We start from the raw sequence: 16,431 nt of genomic DNA on the forward strand, positions 1-16,431 counted from the left end.
TCATTCCTGGCCCGGGGTGAAAGGTTTCGCACATGACCGATATCGAGAGCAAGACCGCCGCCCAGGATCTCGCGAAGCGCCTCCGGCTGTTGCTCGACGTCGCGGTCGCCGAAACGGGGAGTGAGCCGACGTTCACCCAGATCGCTGTCTTCCTCGCAGATCGCGGCATGAACCTCTCGAGGTCGCGATGGACGTATATGGTGAATGGCCACCGGTACGTGCAAGACCGTCCACTCTTCGAGGGCCTCGCCGAGTTCTTCGATGTCGACGCCGAGTTTCTCGTTGGCCAGGCCGGCGCAGAGACCCCTGCCAAGGTGAGCGCACAACTCGATCTCGTGCGTGCAATGCGTTCTGCGCGGGTGAAGACGTATGCGGCTCGCACCCTCGGTGACATTTCCCCCAACGCGCTTCAGGCAATCAGCAGATTCCTGGACGCGGAGATCTCACAGTCCTTGCCGGCAGTACGCGACGGCGCTGAGGACGTTGGAGCCATACAGACGTAGGAGGGGAAGTGACGCGGCAGTGAACAATGAGGTAATCGCGTCCGCGGCGGTTCACGAACTCGCACTTGGCGATAACTTCACTTTCGACCAGCTCGTCGGAGCCGTGCAACGCTATCGGCGACGTCGACTGCGAATCGTCGAACTCGCGGACCTCGGCGCTCACGACGGACTGTGCGCCGTCTGGCTCATGACGCCTGAAGAAGATCTGGTGCTTCACGCGCACAGCGATTCGGCGCTGCACCGGCAGCAATTCGTGCTGCACGAACTGGCGCACATGATCCTCGGCCATGACTTCGATCACGATCCCGACGGTCCCGACTTTCTGCTGCCCGACATTCCGCCGAAGACCCGGCGACGGCTGCTCAGGCGACAGGATCTGGACACTCCCGAGGAAATCATCGCGGAGACGCTCGCCGATCACCTTGCCGCGGCGATCAGGGGATCGGCGATGTACCGCTCTCGGTATCTGGAGATCTTCGGGTGACTGCTCTCCTCGTCTCCGTCCTCATGTGGCTGCTCGTTGCGAGTTTGCTCATCTTGCGGCGTGGTCATGCCGAGCGCAACATCACCTACGCGGCCTTCACGATCGCGGTCTCGATGACGCTGAATATCGATCTGGTCTATCGAGCCCTCGACTCGTTCGTCGGCGGCGCCAACCTGGTGACCCTGGTGGCGGACGTCGCATTGATGGTCGGCGTCTTCTTCCTCGGTCGCGGAGTATTGAAGGCCTCCGAGCATCAACCATGGGCCGTGCGCCTCGCACTCAACCGGTTCGCCCTGGTTGCCGCACTCGTCGGCGCGGTCGCCACATTCGCTTTCATCGATCGTGGTGAGACCACCACCAGCTTCATGCGTGACCTCGGCGCTCAACCAGTAGCTGCCGCCTACTCGATGATCCAATTCCTGTACTACGGAATCGTCCTCACGGCGATGGCCGTGCTTGCTGCGCGGCAACGCCGTAGCAGCGCTGGAACCCAACGACTGCCTCCGGTTTCCCTGCTGATCGGAAGCATCTTCGGAGTCGTGCTGAGCCTCATTGTCATCACCCTGGATGTCGCCCATGTGGCCGGCAACCTGGGCCTGATGGCATCCGTCGCCGTCGCGTATGAACCAGTCTTTCTGCTGGCAATCGTCTTCCTGTGTCTCGGGTTCGCTGGCCAGCCCGCCGCCCGCACCTTGCAAGCGCGATCTCGTGAACGGATGACGCGGATGCTTGTCGAAGAGCTCGAGCCGATTTGGGCAGTGGCGACCAGGGTACGACCGGGCATCAGCCAGAACGAGCAGGCGGGGTTCCACGCCGGCGAGCCCGAGACGCTGCTCCACCGTCAGGTCGTCGAGATCCGCGACGCGATGATAGACACTCGGGTGTCGTTTGATTTGCGCGACGGGGACAGAGAACTCGTTGAGCGCGCCGAACGCCACCTCCTCGGATCCGGAGCGACCGACGCAGAGCCTGTAGATTCGCCAGCGACGACCGGAGAAGGAAAGCAACGACGATGAGAGCCGGTTGGGTGGTGGCTGGGGCGGTGGCCGCCGGCGGTTTGGCGTTCGGCGGCCTCGGATTGGGGATCGCAAGGCGCCTGACCGCCCCGGCCAGCGGTAGAACGTACGAGCTCACGATTCGAGACGTGGATAACTCGGGGGAGCGACCCATCGTCGTCCTTGACCGCACGCCCGCCACGGCCGCGCCGGGCCTTTACTGTCTCCTACTTGAGACCGGCGGCTTGGTTCGGCTGTCGCACGAAGTCGAGGACCGTGGGCCGCGTCTGATCGGGCGCGAGGTGTTGGGGGAGCCGTGCGAGGGTCTGGCCGCCGGCCAACGTGCATCCTGGAGCGGCATCGTCTTCTCCAGCCCGGAGGATGCCGACCTGGAGGCCACGGATGTCCAGATATTGACGGATGTCGGCCCGGCGCCCGCATGGCTTGTCGCTCCTCAGGGCACCCCGTCGACCGAGTGGGCTATCCATATCCACGGTCTCGGCAGCACGCGCGCCGGAACGCTTCGTGGCGTGCAGGTCGCCTCGCAAGCCGGGTTGACGTCCCTTGTCGTGACGTATCGAAACGACGGTGAAGGTCCAACCGTGGGTACTGGTCGTTCTGAGCTCGGCGCCGCCGAGATCGATGATGTGCGAGCGGCCGTGCGCTTTGCCCGCGAGAACGGTGCCGGCAGCGTCATTCTCTTTGGCTGGTCGATGGGTGCGGCAATCGCACTGCAGCTCGCCGCCGAGTCTGAGTTTCGCGGAATCGCCGCCGGACTGGTGCTTGAGTCGCCCGTTCTCGACTGGGTCTCGACGATCAAGGCCAACTGCGCGCGATCGGGTCTACCAGCATGGTCCGGCATACTCGCTATCCCGTGGCTCATCTTCCGGCCGTGTGCACAAGTGTCGGGTCTCGCCAACCCCGTCGATCTGCGACGATTTGACTGGATCGCGCGGGCCGACGAGTTGACCGTGCCGACGCTCATCCTTCATGGCACCCTCGACACGTCGTCGCCGTTCGAGCTCTCCAGCCATCTCAGGACACTGCGCCCTGACATCGTCACCCTCGAAGCATTCGACGCACATCACACGATGAGCTGGAACTCGGAGGGAAATCGCTGGCGGACAGTCGTCTCGTCGTGGCTGGCATCGCTGGCTATGGGAGGTTGAACGAAATGCGTTGACGGCATTACGCCGCGCGAGTCCCGCACAATCCGTGTGCCGCCGGGGACGAAATAGCAGACCGGGCCAAGGTGCGGAACTGACAGCTTGCGAATCATCAACAACGTTATGGATCTGCTTGGAGGCGACCTGAAGGCTGAGATCACCTCGGGCTCGAAGGTCCGAATTGCTGCATCCGCGTTCTCGATCTTCGCGTTCGAGACGCTTAGTACGGAGCTGGAGAAGGTCACGCAGGGTACGCGCTTGCGTGGAAATCCGCCCCTGAACGGTGGCGCTCTACCGTCAGTTGCTGGCGTACGGATCATATGACGGTGTGACGAACGCAGAGCCCGTCAGGCTAGTCGGCCCGATTACACCGGCAAAAACCCTACTCAACCCGCTGTCACTCCTATATCATCGGGAATGTCGGCCTGCGCGGGTCGAGATGGGGGTGCGATGTGACCGAGCCATGGATGTCTGCCGACGACATTGCGACGCATCTTGGCGTCACCAAGGACACCGTCTACACCTGGATCGCCGAGAAGGGCATGCCCGCCCACAAAATCGGGCGGCTCTGGAAGTTCCAAGCGAGCGAGATCGACGACTGGGTTCGCCGCGGCGGTGCAACGACGGGAGAGGGTGACTCGTGATTGCTCGATTGTCGGAGGCTCCTGATGTAGTGGGATCTTTGAAGAAGGGTGCCACGGTGCAAGGTGGAGTCCCCAAGCTGTTGAGAATTGATCCACTATCTGTGTGCGAGGGGGTGAACGCTGAGCGATGACGAGTTCCGAAACTGCTGGGAACAGCTTTGCCCTCGGTACGCTCCGGACGACCGCCAGCCACACAATCGGCGTTTCCCATCTCGTTGAGCTTCTGCAGGCAGTGCCATTGGACGCTTCCGCGGATCGGTACCGTGAGGCCGTGGTCGATGGCAATGTCCTCGGGCGCCCAACACAATCGGGGAGGCTCCGATCGTTCCGCCACCTGCGCGAGCTGTACTTCCTCGACCCGGGTCGCACAGAGTTCACCGCATTGCGGCACTTCTGGGATCTCGATCGCTCGTCTCGCCCGCTCCTGGCCGGGCTCTTGGCTTTCACCCGAGATGAGGTGTTCCGCGCTTCCTTTGGTGCGATAGCTGGCCTGCCTGCGGGGGCGAGTGTTACCTCGGCTGATCTCACCGAAGCCATAACAGCACAGTTCGGCAGCGAGTTGTCGGAGTCAACACTCGGAAAGACCGGTCGTAACACCGGTGCCTGTTGGACCCAAACCGGCCATCTAGCCGGGCGCGCCAAGAAGATTCGCACTGCCGTGAACGCCCAACCGGCAGCCATCGCCTACGCCGCTTACCTGGGGCACCTGGCAGGCGGACGCGGGCTTGGCGTCCTCGATAACCCGTGGTCTAAGATCCTCGAGATTGCTCCCGGCCGTTCCTTGGATGCGCTGCGCAACGCGCACACCCAGGGACTCCTGGACCTGCTCGTAGCGGGCAACGTGGTTGACGTGTCATTCCCCGCATTGGGCGGCGTGGCATGAGCCGCGTCTCCGATCTCGTCGATGCCTTCAGAGCCGAGTTGTCCTTGACCTGGAAGGACAACGTTTCGGGCGGTGAGCGCGTCTGGATGCTCGTCTACCCGCCGGACCTGGAACGGCAAATGCGGCACTCGCTACCGAACCTGGGGCTGGCAACGACCCAGGCAGGCCGCGACTGGATAGTCCTCGACGTCACCGACGACTTCGGGCGCTGGTTGTCGTCACACCGGCACGCGGAGGCGTTCTACGAGGAGCCGAGCGACCTCACGCAGTCGATCCTCGACCAGTTCGAGGCTACACTTGTCGCGCGCATCCGGCAGACACTCGAAGCGGCTCCCGCGAACGCCGTCGTGGCGTTAGTCGGAATTGGATCGATATTCCCGTTCCTTCGAGCATCGAGCGTGATCAAGTCCGTCGATTCCGCTGTGACCGGTCGCCTCCTCGTGCTGTTCCCAGGACTTCACGACCCGGAGACTCACTCATTCCGCTTGCTCGACGCGCGCGACGGGTTCAATTACCGCGCCCGCGTCATCGATCCTCAGAAGGACCTCACGTGACGATCAACAATGACCTGTTTATTCGGCACCCGCTGAGCTTCGAGATTCCGAACGACGGTGTCACCAACGTCGACCGTCCCGAGGACTCCAACCAGTGGGATGTCCTCAAGTACGAGCTCGAGAGCTTTGTCTGCGAGGGCGAGTACGAGCACGGCCTTCAGCGCATCCTTGACTCGTACGTCGGCCACCGGAACAGAACGACGCAGCCTGCCGTGTGGGTCTCGGGTTTCTACGGCAGCGGCAAGTCCCACCTCGTCCGTGTGCTTCAGCACCTGTGGGCCGACACGAACTTCCCGAACGGTGCGACCGCGCGGGGCCTGAGCAACATCCCGCAAGGCATCCAGGACCAGCTGACGGAGCTGACCACGCTCGGCCGCCGGGATGGCGCCGCACCGTGGGCAGCCGCAGGCGCGCTCGACCGGAGCGGCGACACCCTCAATTCGGTGTTCCTCTCCATCGTCCTCGGGGCGGCCGGGCTGCCTCCGCGAGTCGCGCCCGCCCAGGTGGCTCTCTGGCTTGCGGGCAACGGGTACCTCGCCGCCGTCCACGACCACATAACGACCAACGGTGGGGACTTCATCGAGGAACTTGGCGAGTACAACCTCAGCACGAGGCTCGCGAACGCCATCCTCGCCTCCGACGCAGAGTTCGCCGCATCAGCCAAGGATGTGCGTGCCGCGCTTCGCAGCCAGTTCCCGCCGGACACGCGGTCGTTCTCCACTGACGAGACCGTCGCGCTGCTCAAGAAGATCCTTGAACACGTCGGCGGTGGTCAGATCCCGCCGTCGCTGATCGTCCTCGACGAGGTGCAGCAGTACATCAGCGGCGACGGCGGCCGCGCTATGGAGGTGCAGAATCTCGTCGAGTCGGTGTCCCGCGAACTCGATGGTCGCGTGCTGCTCGTCGCCACGGGTCAGCAGGAGTTGACGGCGGACTCGACACTCCAGAAGATCCAGGACCGCTTCACCGTCAAGGTCGTGCTCAAGAATCAGGATGTCGATGCTGTCGTCCGTCGCGTGCTGCTGAGCAAGGAGCCCGCGAAGAAGCCGGGTCTCGACAGCACCCTCGCGTCGGTCGCTGGGCAGATTTCCCGGCAGCTCATCGGAAGCAAGATTCAGCACACCGCTGAGGACGACAAGGACCTCGCCGAGGACTACCCGCTGCTTCCTGTGCGGCGTCGATTCTGGGAGAGCGTGCTCCGCCAGGCCGACGCCGGCCGCGCCGGACAGCTGCGCTCCCAGCTCCGAATCGTGCACGAGGCGAACCGCAAGGTTGCGCCCGAGTCACTGGGCACCGTGGTCGGTGCGGACTTCCTCTACTCCCAGAAGAACGAAGACTTGAACGGCGCGGGGCTGCTCCTCAAAGAAACGCAGACGCTGATCCACGAGCAGTGGCAGAAGAACGCCCTGCGTGGGCGCGTCCTCGGCCTGATCCATCTCATCGGTCTGCTCCCGACCTCGGGGCACGGGGATATCGGCGTGCGCGCCTCGGCAGACCATCTCGTCGACCTGCTCGTCGAAGACCTCGCCCACGATGGCGACAGGCTTCGGCGAGAAGTGCCTGCCGTGCTCGAAGCGCTCGCCGAGGAGGGCATCATCCAGCAGGACGGCGAGGAGTTCCGTCTTCAGACGAAGGCGGGCCGCGATTGGGACGAGGCGTTCCGCAGGCACCACGCCCAGGTCACCGACAGCGAGGTTAGCACCGAGCGTGATTCGCTGTTGCTCTCGGAAGTCGGTCGGTCGCTGCCCGCTTCGATCCAGCAGGGGCGCGCCAAGGAATCGCGCAAGCTTGCCCTGCACGCCGATGCGTCGCTCCCGCCCGAATCCGAGGCGATCCCGGTGTGGCTCCGCTCAGAGTGGGACGAAGGAATCACGGCGAAGCAGTTCGATGAGGCCGCCCGCAGCCTTGGCGTCGACTCGCCGATCATCCTCGTCCACGTTCCCCGACTTCAGGCCCCCGCGTTCGCAGCGGCGGTCCGCAACAAGCTCGCAGCACAGCGAGTGATCGACCAGCAGGGCATTCCGCAGGACGATGAGGGCAAGCAAGCCAGAAGTGCGATGCAGACCCGCCTCAACCGCGCGACGGACCAGGTGAACGCCCATGTCCGCGACGTCATCTCCAAGGCGAACGTTCTCCTCGGCGGCGGGACGGCACCCAGCGGAGTCAGCCTGCGCGAACGGATCGAAGCTGGCGCGCAGGACGCCGCGACGCGGCTCTTCCCGCGGTTCGCCGAGGCAGACGACAATCGCTGGCCGCAGGTGATCGCCAGGGTCAAGAGCGGGTCGGCGGTTGATGCCCTCAAGGCCGTCCATCACGACGCCGACGCTGAGCAGCATCGCGTCATCAAAGAGGTACTCAGCCACATCGGCTCGGCTGGCACCTCCGCGAACGACGTCGAGAAGGCCGTCACCTCGAAACCGCTCGGCTGGCCGAGGGACGCGCTCATGGCTGCCCTCGGTGTACTCCTTGACACAGGAGTGATCCGAGCGACGCTCAACGGCAGCGAAGCAACGACTACCGACGTACTCAAGCAGACCCGCCTCGGCAATGTGCAGCTCCGCCGTGAAGTGACAGTTCTCAAGCCTGCCGAGAAGATTCAGGGGCGCCAGGTGCTGAGCGCCCTTGGGTTCCCGACCGATAACGATGGACTCGTCTCGGCGGTCGAGCAAGCCGTGAAGTCGCTCGTTCAGCGCGCTAAGGACGTGAGCGGACCGGCGCCGCTCCCGGACATCAGCGTCCCGAGCAACATCCAGATCATCATCAGCAGTTCCGGCAACGACCGAGTGCACGCCTTACTAGGCGCGAAAGACGAACTCACGAGTTTCAGCGACAAGCTCGGGGAGCTTGAGCGCCGCAGCAAGAGCCGAGCCACAGCCTTGGCGCTCGCACGCACGCTCGCCACCTCCTCTACCGGATTAGAGACCGCGTCTGCTGTACGCAACCGCCTCGACGCACTGGTCGCAAGCCGTGATCTGCTCGCCGACGCCGACCCTGTCGCCCCGATCGTCAAGGACCTGGCCGACGCGCTTCGCGACGCGATCCACTCAGCCGCGGGCGCGTTGAGGGACGCCCGCAAGCAGGCTGTCGAAAGCCTCGAAGCACAGTCTGTATGGAAGCCGCTTGAACCAGCGCAACGCGCGTCGCTCCTCGCGGACCATCACCTCACTGCGGAGCCGGAGCCCAACCTCGCCGATCCATCGACCGTGCTGGCGGCGGCGCAGGCGCGACCTCTCCAAGGGTGGACTGCGGAACTGGACGCGATCCCGCAGCGTGCATCGCGCGCTCTGGAAGCAGCTCTGCGACTCACGACTCCGGCGGCGTCGACCGTCACGGTCACCGTCTCGACTGCGAGCCTGAGCAGTTCGGACGAGGTCGAGCGGTACATCGACGAACTGCGGTCGCAGCTTCTCGAAGCCCTGAGCAGCAATGACACCGTCGTGGTGAAGGGCTGATCATGACCGAAGCCACGATTACCGTCCTGAACTCCGACCAACGGCGCTTCCTCGATGCCCAGACGCAACGCGCCCGCGAGGCGGCACAGCGCGCGGCCGAGGACGCTCTGCGCGCACTCGCGGTCGGTGAACCGAGCCGGCCTGCTTACCTGAGCGAGGAGCAGAACGGGCTTCGCCTGGCGCTTCGGGAGAAGGGCCGGCAACTCGGCGACGACACGTCGCGATCGGGCGCGCCCCTCACAAACCTCGTTCATGACATCGCCTATGAGCAATGGCACCGCTTGCTGTTTGCGCGCTTCCTGGAGGTCAACGAACTCCTGCGGCACCCCGAGTACCGCGACATCCCGTTGTCATTGGAAGACTGCGGCGATTTTGCGCCCGACCTCGGCGAACCCGACGCGTGGGCCGTTGCCGCTCGCTTCGCCTCGGAGATCCTGCCCGGTGTCTTTCGCCTGACCGACCCTGCGGTACAGGTGCGGTTCGCGGCTGAGCATCGGAACACGCTGGAGCGTTTGCTGCTGGAGATCCCCGCTGAGGTATTCACGACCGAAGACGCGCTCGGCTGGGTGTATCAGTTCTGGCAGACGGCCGAGAAGAAGCGGGTGAATGACTCTGGGGTAAAGATCGGTGGCGCTGATCTGTCTCCCGTCACGCAGCTGTTCACCGAGAACTACATGGTCCGCTTCTTGCTGGAGAACTCGCTCGGCGCATGGTGGGCGGCGCGGCACCCCGAGTCGCCGCTCGTCGGCGCGTGGGAGTACCTCCGTCGCGACGAGGACGGCACTCCCGCCGCGGGCTCGTTCAGCGATTGGCCTGAGCGTGCCGCCGATGTGAGGGTAATGGACCCTTGCTGCGGGTCTGGACATTTCCTCGTCGCCATGTTCGGAATGCTCTGGCGTATGCGTGCCGAGGAGGAGGGACTGACACCGGCCGAAGCGCAAGACGCGGTGCTCCGGGACAATCTTCACGGTTTGGAACTCGACCCCCGCTGCACGCAGATCGCAACGTTCAACGTTGCACTGGAAGCATGGAAGCAAGGCGGCTTCCGCGAGTTACCAGCACCTCAGATCGCTTGCTCTGGGGTTCCTATCCGGGCTGCTCTATCCGAGTGGGAGTCTCTGGCAGGAGATGACCCGGAGCTAAGAAAAGTCATGGCTCGCCTTCACTCGTTGTTCCGGAACGCGGATACGCTCGGTTCCCTAATCGATCCGCATCCAGTAGGCGAGGTTGATCACCTTTTTTCCACGGACTTGAGCATCGGCGTTGGGTGGGATCGGGTGCGACTTGCTTTGGCCGATGCGCTCGGGGTTGAACAAACATCGGGTACTGTGCTTGGCCACACCGCAGAGGACGTGGTAGTTGCCTCTGAATTGCTTGCGGGTAGTTATCACTTACTGGTTACAAATCCTCCATTTTTGGGATTGGAGAAGCAATCCGTAATTCTGGAGTCTTTCATCAAAGCGAACTTCGATATTGCAAAGCGTGAGCTCGCTCTGGTGATGCTGATTCGTTCGCTCAGAATGCTCGATAGAGCTGGTTCGTTCGCTGTAGTCCTTCCAAGTGACTGGATGCACTACAGGGCCGGACGAAAGTTCAGGGGATACTTGCTCGAACGTCATGCATTGAGATTCCTTGCACTTCTGGGTGACAACAGCTTCTACACCCCACTGCGGGTCAACCCAGTGCTCACCATTGGTGATGCCAAGCGATCATCTGACCAGGGTGTGCCTACGCTCGTTGTTTCGGCGAGTTCCCTCTCGGAGAAGCCGGCCGCATTGAGATCCACCTCATTAGTTAAGTTTCAACAGTCGTCGTGGCTGACTTCACTGGATTCGCGCATCTCTCTGGCGAGCAACGACGGTAAACCTGAGCGCGCCATCGGGTCCGTGGTCGGGGATATCGCGGATGCCAGGAATGGTATGCAGGCCGGTGATGGTCAACGGTTCGACAGATATTTTTGGGAGATCCCGAACTTGGGAGACGGCTGGGAATTTCTCCAGCACTCGCCCGATGGAGAGGGTTTCTATTCTGGTAGAAAGAAGGTCGTACTGTGGGAATCTGAAGTCGGTGAGATGGCGCGATTAGCCGATTCAGTGAAACACCTAAATCACGCGGCTCAGAACTGGCGTAGAGGGAAGCCTTTGTGGGGTCGACCAGGCGTTGCGGTAAGTAAGATTGGCGCGAAAGTGGCCATATATCTTGGCGACCGATTTGACTCGGGATCTTTCGCAATCGTTCCGATTGACCCTAAGGATCACTTGGCATTGGTTGCATTCGCCCTCTCTGGGAATCTCCGTGATGAACTTGCGAAGATTAGTCCTGGATTTGCAATGAGTTCGCCTCAAACTCTGCTTCAACTTCCATTCGAAGTTGAACGTTGGCGCAACGAAGCGGCACGGCTTTTCCCAGAAGGATTACCGACACCCGTTTCTTTCGATCCAACTCTGTGGATATTCGATGGTGGCGTTTCGACATCGACATATCCTCTCCAAGTTGCTGTGGCTCGCCTTCTAGGCTATGAGTGGCCGGAATCTCATGGTGACTCAATCGATGCTCTGGTCGATTCTGACGGCATTGCGGCTCTGGTCGCTTTACCTGGAGAACCGGATCTTGCGACGCGACTCCGTGGATTTCTCACGGCAGCCTACGGCAGCGAGTGGTCGAGCAACCTCGAACGCCAGCTCGTCACCGATGCAGGTGGCAAGAACGGGAGGCTTGAGGACTGGCTTCGCGATTCGTTCTTCGCTCAGCATGTCAAGGTTTTCGACAACCGGCCGTTCTTGTGGCACATTTGGGATGGTCGGAAAGACGGGTTCTCGGCAATCGTCAACTACCACAACCTCGACCGACGGACGCTGGAGAAATTGACCTTCACGTCGCTCGGCGCCTGGGTCGACCGACAGAAGCATGAGGCTCGCGCAGAACGGGCGGGTGCCGATGCGCGCCTGGCCGCCGCTGAGGGCCTCCAGCGCAGGCTCAAGCTCATCCTCGAAGGTGCACCTCCCTACGACACCTACGTGCGGTGGAAGCCCATGACTCAGCAACCAATCGGCTGGGAGCCCCAACTAGACGATGGCGTGCGGCTCAACATCCGGCCGTTCGTGGCCGCCGACGTGCTCCGGTCGAAGGTGAACGTTCATTGGCGGAAGGATCGCGGGATGAACCCCGACGGGTCAGAGCGTCACAACGACCTGCACCCGATGCTCGATGAGCGCCGTGCAGCCCGGAAAGCCGCGGAGGCTGCCGAATGACGCTCGTCCGTGCGGTAGTCGCCAAGGCCCTCCGTGATGCCGCAACCTTCAACGCGGGGGTGAACTCTGCTCCCGCGGCTGTGCTGTGGGCCGACCCCGAGCGCACATGGGAGCCGGTGATCCGCAGCCTTCAGGAGGCGGTGCCCATCCTCGTTCTCGGCGAGCACGACCCCCTAGCTGCGCAGGGCCCGGCGCTCTGGCTTCGAGCCGTTCTTGCCTCGCCCGAGTCAGCGGAACTACCGTCGCATCTTGCCGCACGTGATGACCGCAACCCGTGGGTGATCTATCTGCCTGGTATCAGCCGAAGTTCCGTGGCCGAGGCATCGGCTCTCAACGACTCACTCGCGCCGCTCGCCGAGATCGCGATCCGCTCCAGTTGGTGGCCCTCCGCTCACGGCCAGACGCCTTGGACGCCGCACTCGTTCCTCTTGTCAAAGCAGGGTGCCGGGCTAGACATTGCTGGTGACGCCGCGACAAAGGCGGCCCTCGCGCAGGTGCTTGACAAGTTTTTCCTCGAGGACATCGATGACCTCAAGCGCATGGGGCGTCTCGACTCGTCGCGCCTGCACCACCTCGTGCTCGATGACTCGGTGCGCACCCTCCTTGAATGGATGGATGATCCGGTCACCGTGCGAAGCTCACTTGAGGGCGCGCGATGGCAGGCACTCATCGCCTCCTGCAGGTCCGTCTACGGTTTCAGCCCTGAGAAGGACGGCGCGCTCACTGCGGCCAGCAAACTCGGAAGCCGGGCTGGGGAGTGGAATGCGGTTTGGCAGCGGTTCGCGGAGAATCCCGCCCGCTATCCGAACATCGCCAACCTCCTCGATCAGGCACGCCCCTCTGTCGTGCCGCTATTTGGAGACACCGACCCGCATCCTGACTCGTGGCCCTCATGGAATCGCGACCAGGAGGAGGCCTTGCGGACTGCACTCGGTGCGCTCGCAACTCACCCGAACCCGGGTGATCGGGTCAAGGACCTCGCTGCCGCACACGCGGCGCGGGAAGACAACGTCTGGGCGGCCCTCGGGCAGGCGCCGCTCGCACGGGCCGTAGGCCACTTCGCCGAACTGGCAGACCGCGCGGCGACCGCCACACCTGCGACAGACCTCAAGACTCAGGTCGCCTGGTACGGCGATGAGGGCCACATGATTGACGACCTCGCACTGCGAGCGATCGCGGCGGCCAAGACCGCGCAAGACCGGGCCGCAGTGGCCACTGCGCTTGGCGCGCTCTATGACCCCTGGGTCGACGAGTCGGCGCGGGCCTTCCAGAAGGCGGCAGTGACCAATTATCACGGGCAAACCGGCCTCGACATCGGAGCGGGAACTGCCGTCGTCTACGTCGACGCGCTTCGCTTCGACCTGGCTACACGCGTGGCTCGGCGGCTGTCACCGCTCGACGCCGCCGTAGAGACTCGGTTGGCCGCATTCCCCAGCGTGACGCCGACCGGGCAGCCGGCGGTGGCCCCCATCGCGATCACCGTGGGCGGCGGAACCGCCTTCGACGCAGCCGACGACCAGGGCCGATCACTCAAGGGCGCGGTCCTGCGCTCGGCACTCGCGAGCGCGGGTGTTCAGTTCCTTGAGTGGGACGCCGCCGGGGTCGGAGATCCGACCGGAAAGGCATGGACACAGACAAGCTCGATCGACTCGCTTGGCCATTCGCACGGACATGCGCTCGCGGACCTCGTCGACCAGCAGCTCGACCTCGTTGCAGAGCGCGTTCGCGGGCTGCTCGACGCGGGGTGGCGGAATGTCGTCATCGTCACCGATCACGGGTTCCTCTTGCCCGGCCAGGCAGCGCAGAAAGTCACTCTGCCGTTGCAGGTCACGGAAGGGGACGCGGCACGCAAGCCGCGTGTGGCGAGGTTGAAGGCCGCAGCGGCGCGCCCGGACTTCCCAATCCTGCCCTGGACCTGGGACTCGTCCGTCGACATGGTGAGCGCGCCAGGAACCGCTGCGTTCGAGGCGGGCCGCCTCTACGAGCACGGCGGTTTGAGCCTCCAAGAGTGTGTGATTCCGGTCGTCACGGTGGCGCGCGGCGATAAGGCCGTTGCGCCCGTCCAGGTTGAGGCCGTCCGGTGGACCGGACAGCGATGCCGCCTCGACTACAGCCCCGCGGAGGCCGACATCGTCGCCGAGATCCGGCTCCGCCCCGCCGACGCGTCAAGTGTCGTGGGCGGCCCGAAGTCGCCCGCGGAGCCGGGCGAAATCAAAGTGCTCGTCGATGAGGAACTGGCCCCCGCTGGGGCTGTCGCGTGGGTCGTGCTTCTCGACCCGAACGGTGGGGTTCTGGCCCAAACACAAACCAAGGTAGGAGGCGCCGAATGACCGAGGCGATCACGCTGGATGAGATCGACGAGACCGCAGCATCGGCCTTCGAAGGCTACGTCGTCCGCAAGGATCTCGCGCAGCAGTTCAAGGGGGCTTACCCGGTCCCTACGTACGTGGGTGAGTTCCTCATCGGACGCTACTGCGCCACCACCGATCCCGAGGAGATCGAAGAGGGCCTCCAGGTTGTGCGACGTCTGCTCGCCGACCGCACCGTGCGCGCAGGCGAGGAGGAGCTGTTCAAGTCGCGCGCTCGCGAGCGAATGACGATCAAGCTCATCGACCTCGTCAAAGCTCGGCTCGACGCAAAGTCGAACGCCTACGTCGCTGAATTGCCGAGCCTTGGGCTCCGCGACGTGCGCATCGACGACGCCGTCGTCCGCGACAACGAGCGCATGCTCACTGGTGGCTTTTACGCCGAGGTTGACCTGTTCTACGACGCTGCGATCGCGGACGAGAACAACGGCAAGCCCTTCGCTATCGGCTCGCTGCGCCCGATCCAGCTCTCGACTCGTGACACGCTCTCGCGCCTGGCCGACGGACGCTCACGGTTCACGACCCAGCAGTGGAAGCACCTGCTGCTTCGATCGGTGGGATTCGAGCCCGCGCAGCTCAGCGACCGCGCGCAGGACGTGTTGCTGCTTCGGATGGTTCCGTTCGTGCAGCGAAACTACAACATGGTGGAACTGGGACCGCGCGGCACGGGCAAGTCGCACCTGTTCCAGCAGGTATCGCCGTACGCGCATCTGATCTCAGGCGGCAAGGCGACCGTCGCCCGCATGTTCGTGAACAACGCGACTGGGCAGCGCGGCCTCGTCGCGCAGTACGACGTGGTCTGCTTCGACGAGGTCTCCGGAGTCTCCTTCGACCAGAAGGACGGCGTCAACATCATGAAGGGCTACATGGAGTCGGGCGAGTTCTCCCGCGGACGTGAGTCCATCCGTGCTGACGGCTCGATCGTGTTGGTCGGCAACTTCGAGGTTGATGTCGCTCATCAACAGCGCATCGGCCACCTGCTCTCGCCCCTGCCGCCGGAGATGCGCGACGACACCGCGTTCATGGACCGCATCCACGCCTACCTGCCGGGCTGGGATGTTCCGAAGCTCAATCCCACGTACTTCACCCACCACTTCGGGCTCGTGAGCGACTTCCTCTCCGAGTGCTGGTCACGACTCCGGGACCAGTCGCGGCTTACGTCGATCCAAGGTCGCGTGAACTACTCCGACGCGTTGTCTGGCCGTGACCTTTCGGCGGTGAACAAGACTGTGGACGGGCTACTCAAGTTGCTGTACCCCGACGCGGAGTCCGCTATCTCCGACGAGGACCTCGAATGGGCGGTGCGCATCGCGCTGGAGTCCCGTCGTCGCGTTAAGGAGCAGCAGCGGCGTATCGGTGCGGCCGAATTCCGGAACACGCAGTTCGGCTACCGCCTCGGCGAGGGCGTCGAGCAGTTCGTCTCGACCCCCGAGCTGGCGAGTCCCGACTCGATCGGCATCGACCCGCTGCCGCCAGGTCAGGTCTGGGCCATCTCCGAAGGCAGCGGTGATGCCGGCCCCGGGCTTTATCGGATCGAGGCGGCTGACACGCCCGGCTCGGGCGCACGCGGGCTGCTCAACCAGGCCGCGCCTGCCACGCTCCGCGAGAGCTTTAAGGTCGCCGAGCAGAACCTCGTCGCCCAGGCGAGACAACTCGTGGGCGACCGCGACCCCCGTGAGCACAACCTCACTGCTCAGGTCCGAGCCCTCGATGCTGCCAAGACCGGAGCCGGCCTCGGCCTCCCGATTCTCCTCTCACTTGCCTCCGCGATGCTTCAGCGGTCGGTGCGTGGTGGGCTGATCGCGGTCGGCAATCTGTCCCTCGGTGGCGGGGTCGAGACGGTACTGAACGCCGCGACGCTCGCCGAGCACGCGATGGAGAAGGGCGCTTCCGCACTGCTTCTGCCGGTGTCCGCACGTCGTCAGCTCCTGGACGTCAGTGACGAAGTCGCGACGAAGGTGTCGTTCATCTTCTACAGTGACGCCCAGGACGCGCTTGTCAAAGCACTCGACGAGTGATCTGCCCATCCTGCCCCCACGCGTCTTGCAGATTGAGGTCGCGACAACTCGCGTGTGATTTCTGAAGTCGCCGATCCTGCTTGTCCACCTCCTCCTTGATGGAGGGAAGGTGAGC

Annotated in this window: 11 protein-coding genes; all 11 read left to right on the forward strand. The window is 63.6% G+C overall.

Going from position 1 to position 16,431, the window contains the following annotated elements:
• Positions 1-32: 32 nt before the first annotated feature.
• The 11 genes from QMG61_RS10460 to brxL all read left to right on the forward strand — a co-directional run bounded on the left by QMG61_RS10460 (position 33) and on the right by brxL (position 16,316).
• Entirely contained in the window at positions 33-503 is a 471-nt protein-coding gene (locus QMG61_RS10460) for a hypothetical protein (RefSeq protein WP_283494270.1), read from the forward strand.
• Positions 504-522: 19 nt separating this feature from the next.
• Positions 523-987: a hypothetical protein gene (locus QMG61_RS10465; RefSeq protein ID WP_283494271.1), complete on the forward strand. Its 465-nt coding sequence runs from the start codon at positions 523-525 to the stop codon at positions 985-987.
• Entirely contained in the window at positions 984-2,003 is a 1,020-nt protein-coding gene (locus tag QMG61_RS10470; RefSeq protein WP_283494272.1) for a DUF6545 domain-containing protein, read from the forward strand. The genes QMG61_RS10465 and QMG61_RS10470 overlap by 4 nt, the downstream gene beginning before the upstream one ends.
• 26 nt (positions 2,004-2,029) lie before the next feature.
• Entirely contained in the window at positions 2,030-3,151 is a 1,122-nt protein-coding gene (locus QMG61_RS10475) for an alpha/beta hydrolase family protein (RefSeq protein ID WP_283494273.1), read from the forward strand.
• Between the two features lie 449 nt (positions 3,152-3,600).
• Positions 3,601-3,792 carry a helix-turn-helix domain-containing protein gene (locus QMG61_RS10480; protein ID WP_283494274.1) on the forward strand — a complete coding sequence of 64 codons (192 nt, stop codon included), beginning with the start codon at positions 3,601-3,603 and terminating at the stop codon, positions 3,790-3,792.
• 271 nt (positions 3,793-4,063) lie between these two features.
• Positions 4,064-4,675, forward strand: coding sequence for a hypothetical protein (locus tag QMG61_RS10485; RefSeq protein ID WP_283494275.1), 612 nt, complete (start codon positions 4,064-4,066; stop codon positions 4,673-4,675).
• Complete coding sequence (locus QMG61_RS10490; RefSeq protein WP_283494276.1) at positions 4,672-5,229, forward strand: BREX protein BrxB domain-containing protein; 558 nt, start codon at positions 4,672-4,674, stop codon at positions 5,227-5,229. The genes QMG61_RS10485 and QMG61_RS10490 overlap by 4 nt, the downstream gene beginning before the upstream one ends.
• On the forward strand, positions 5,226-8,681 hold the full coding sequence (gene brxC / locus QMG61_RS10495; RefSeq protein ID WP_283494277.1) for a BREX system P-loop protein BrxC: 3,456 nt from the start codon (positions 5,226-5,228) through the stop codon (positions 8,679-8,681). The genes QMG61_RS10490 and brxC overlap by 4 nt, the downstream gene beginning before the upstream one ends.
• 2 nt (positions 8,682-8,683) lie before the next feature.
• Complete coding sequence (locus tag QMG61_RS10500; protein ID WP_283494278.1) at positions 8,684-11,932, forward strand: Eco57I restriction-modification methylase domain-containing protein; 3,249 nt, start codon at positions 8,684-8,686, stop codon at positions 11,930-11,932.
• Entirely contained in the window at positions 11,929-14,262 is a 2,334-nt protein-coding gene (gene pglZ, locus QMG61_RS10505) for a BREX-1 system phosphatase PglZ type B (protein ID WP_283494279.1), read from the forward strand. The genes QMG61_RS10500 and pglZ overlap by 4 nt, the downstream gene beginning before the upstream one ends.
• Positions 14,259-16,316 carry a protease Lon-related BREX system protein BrxL gene (gene brxL / locus QMG61_RS10510; protein WP_283494280.1) on the forward strand — a complete coding sequence of 686 codons (2,058 nt, stop codon included), beginning with the start codon at positions 14,259-14,261 and terminating at the stop codon, positions 16,314-16,316. The genes pglZ and brxL overlap by 4 nt, the downstream gene beginning before the upstream one ends.
• The last annotated feature ends 115 nt before the right edge of the window (positions 16,317-16,431 follow it).

Source organism: Cryobacterium sp. PH31-AA6, assembly GCF_030063195.1.
GTDB lineage: Bacteria > Actinomycetota > Actinomycetes > Actinomycetales > Microbacteriaceae > Cryobacterium.

What these genes read in the sequence shown, in the direction of transcription:
- QMG61_RS10460 (WP_283494270.1), top strand. Translation starts at nt 33, where the DNA reads ATGACCGATATCGAGAGCAAGACCGCCGCCCAGGATCTCGCGAAGCGC.
- QMG61_RS10490 (WP_283494276.1), top strand. Translation starts at nt 4,672, where the DNA reads ATGAGCCGCGTCTCCGATCTCGTCGATGCCTTCAGAGCCGAGTTGTCC.
- QMG61_RS10500 (WP_283494278.1), top strand. Translation starts at nt 8,684, where the DNA reads ATGACCGAAGCCACGATTACCGTCCTGAACTCCGACCAACGGCGCTTC.
- pglZ (WP_283494279.1), top strand. Translation starts at nt 11,929, where the DNA reads ATGACGCTCGTCCGTGCGGTAGTCGCCAAGGCCCTCCGTGATGCCGCA.
- brxL (WP_283494280.1), top strand. Translation starts at nt 14,259, where the DNA reads ATGACCGAGGCGATCACGCTGGATGAGATCGACGAGACCGCAGCATCG.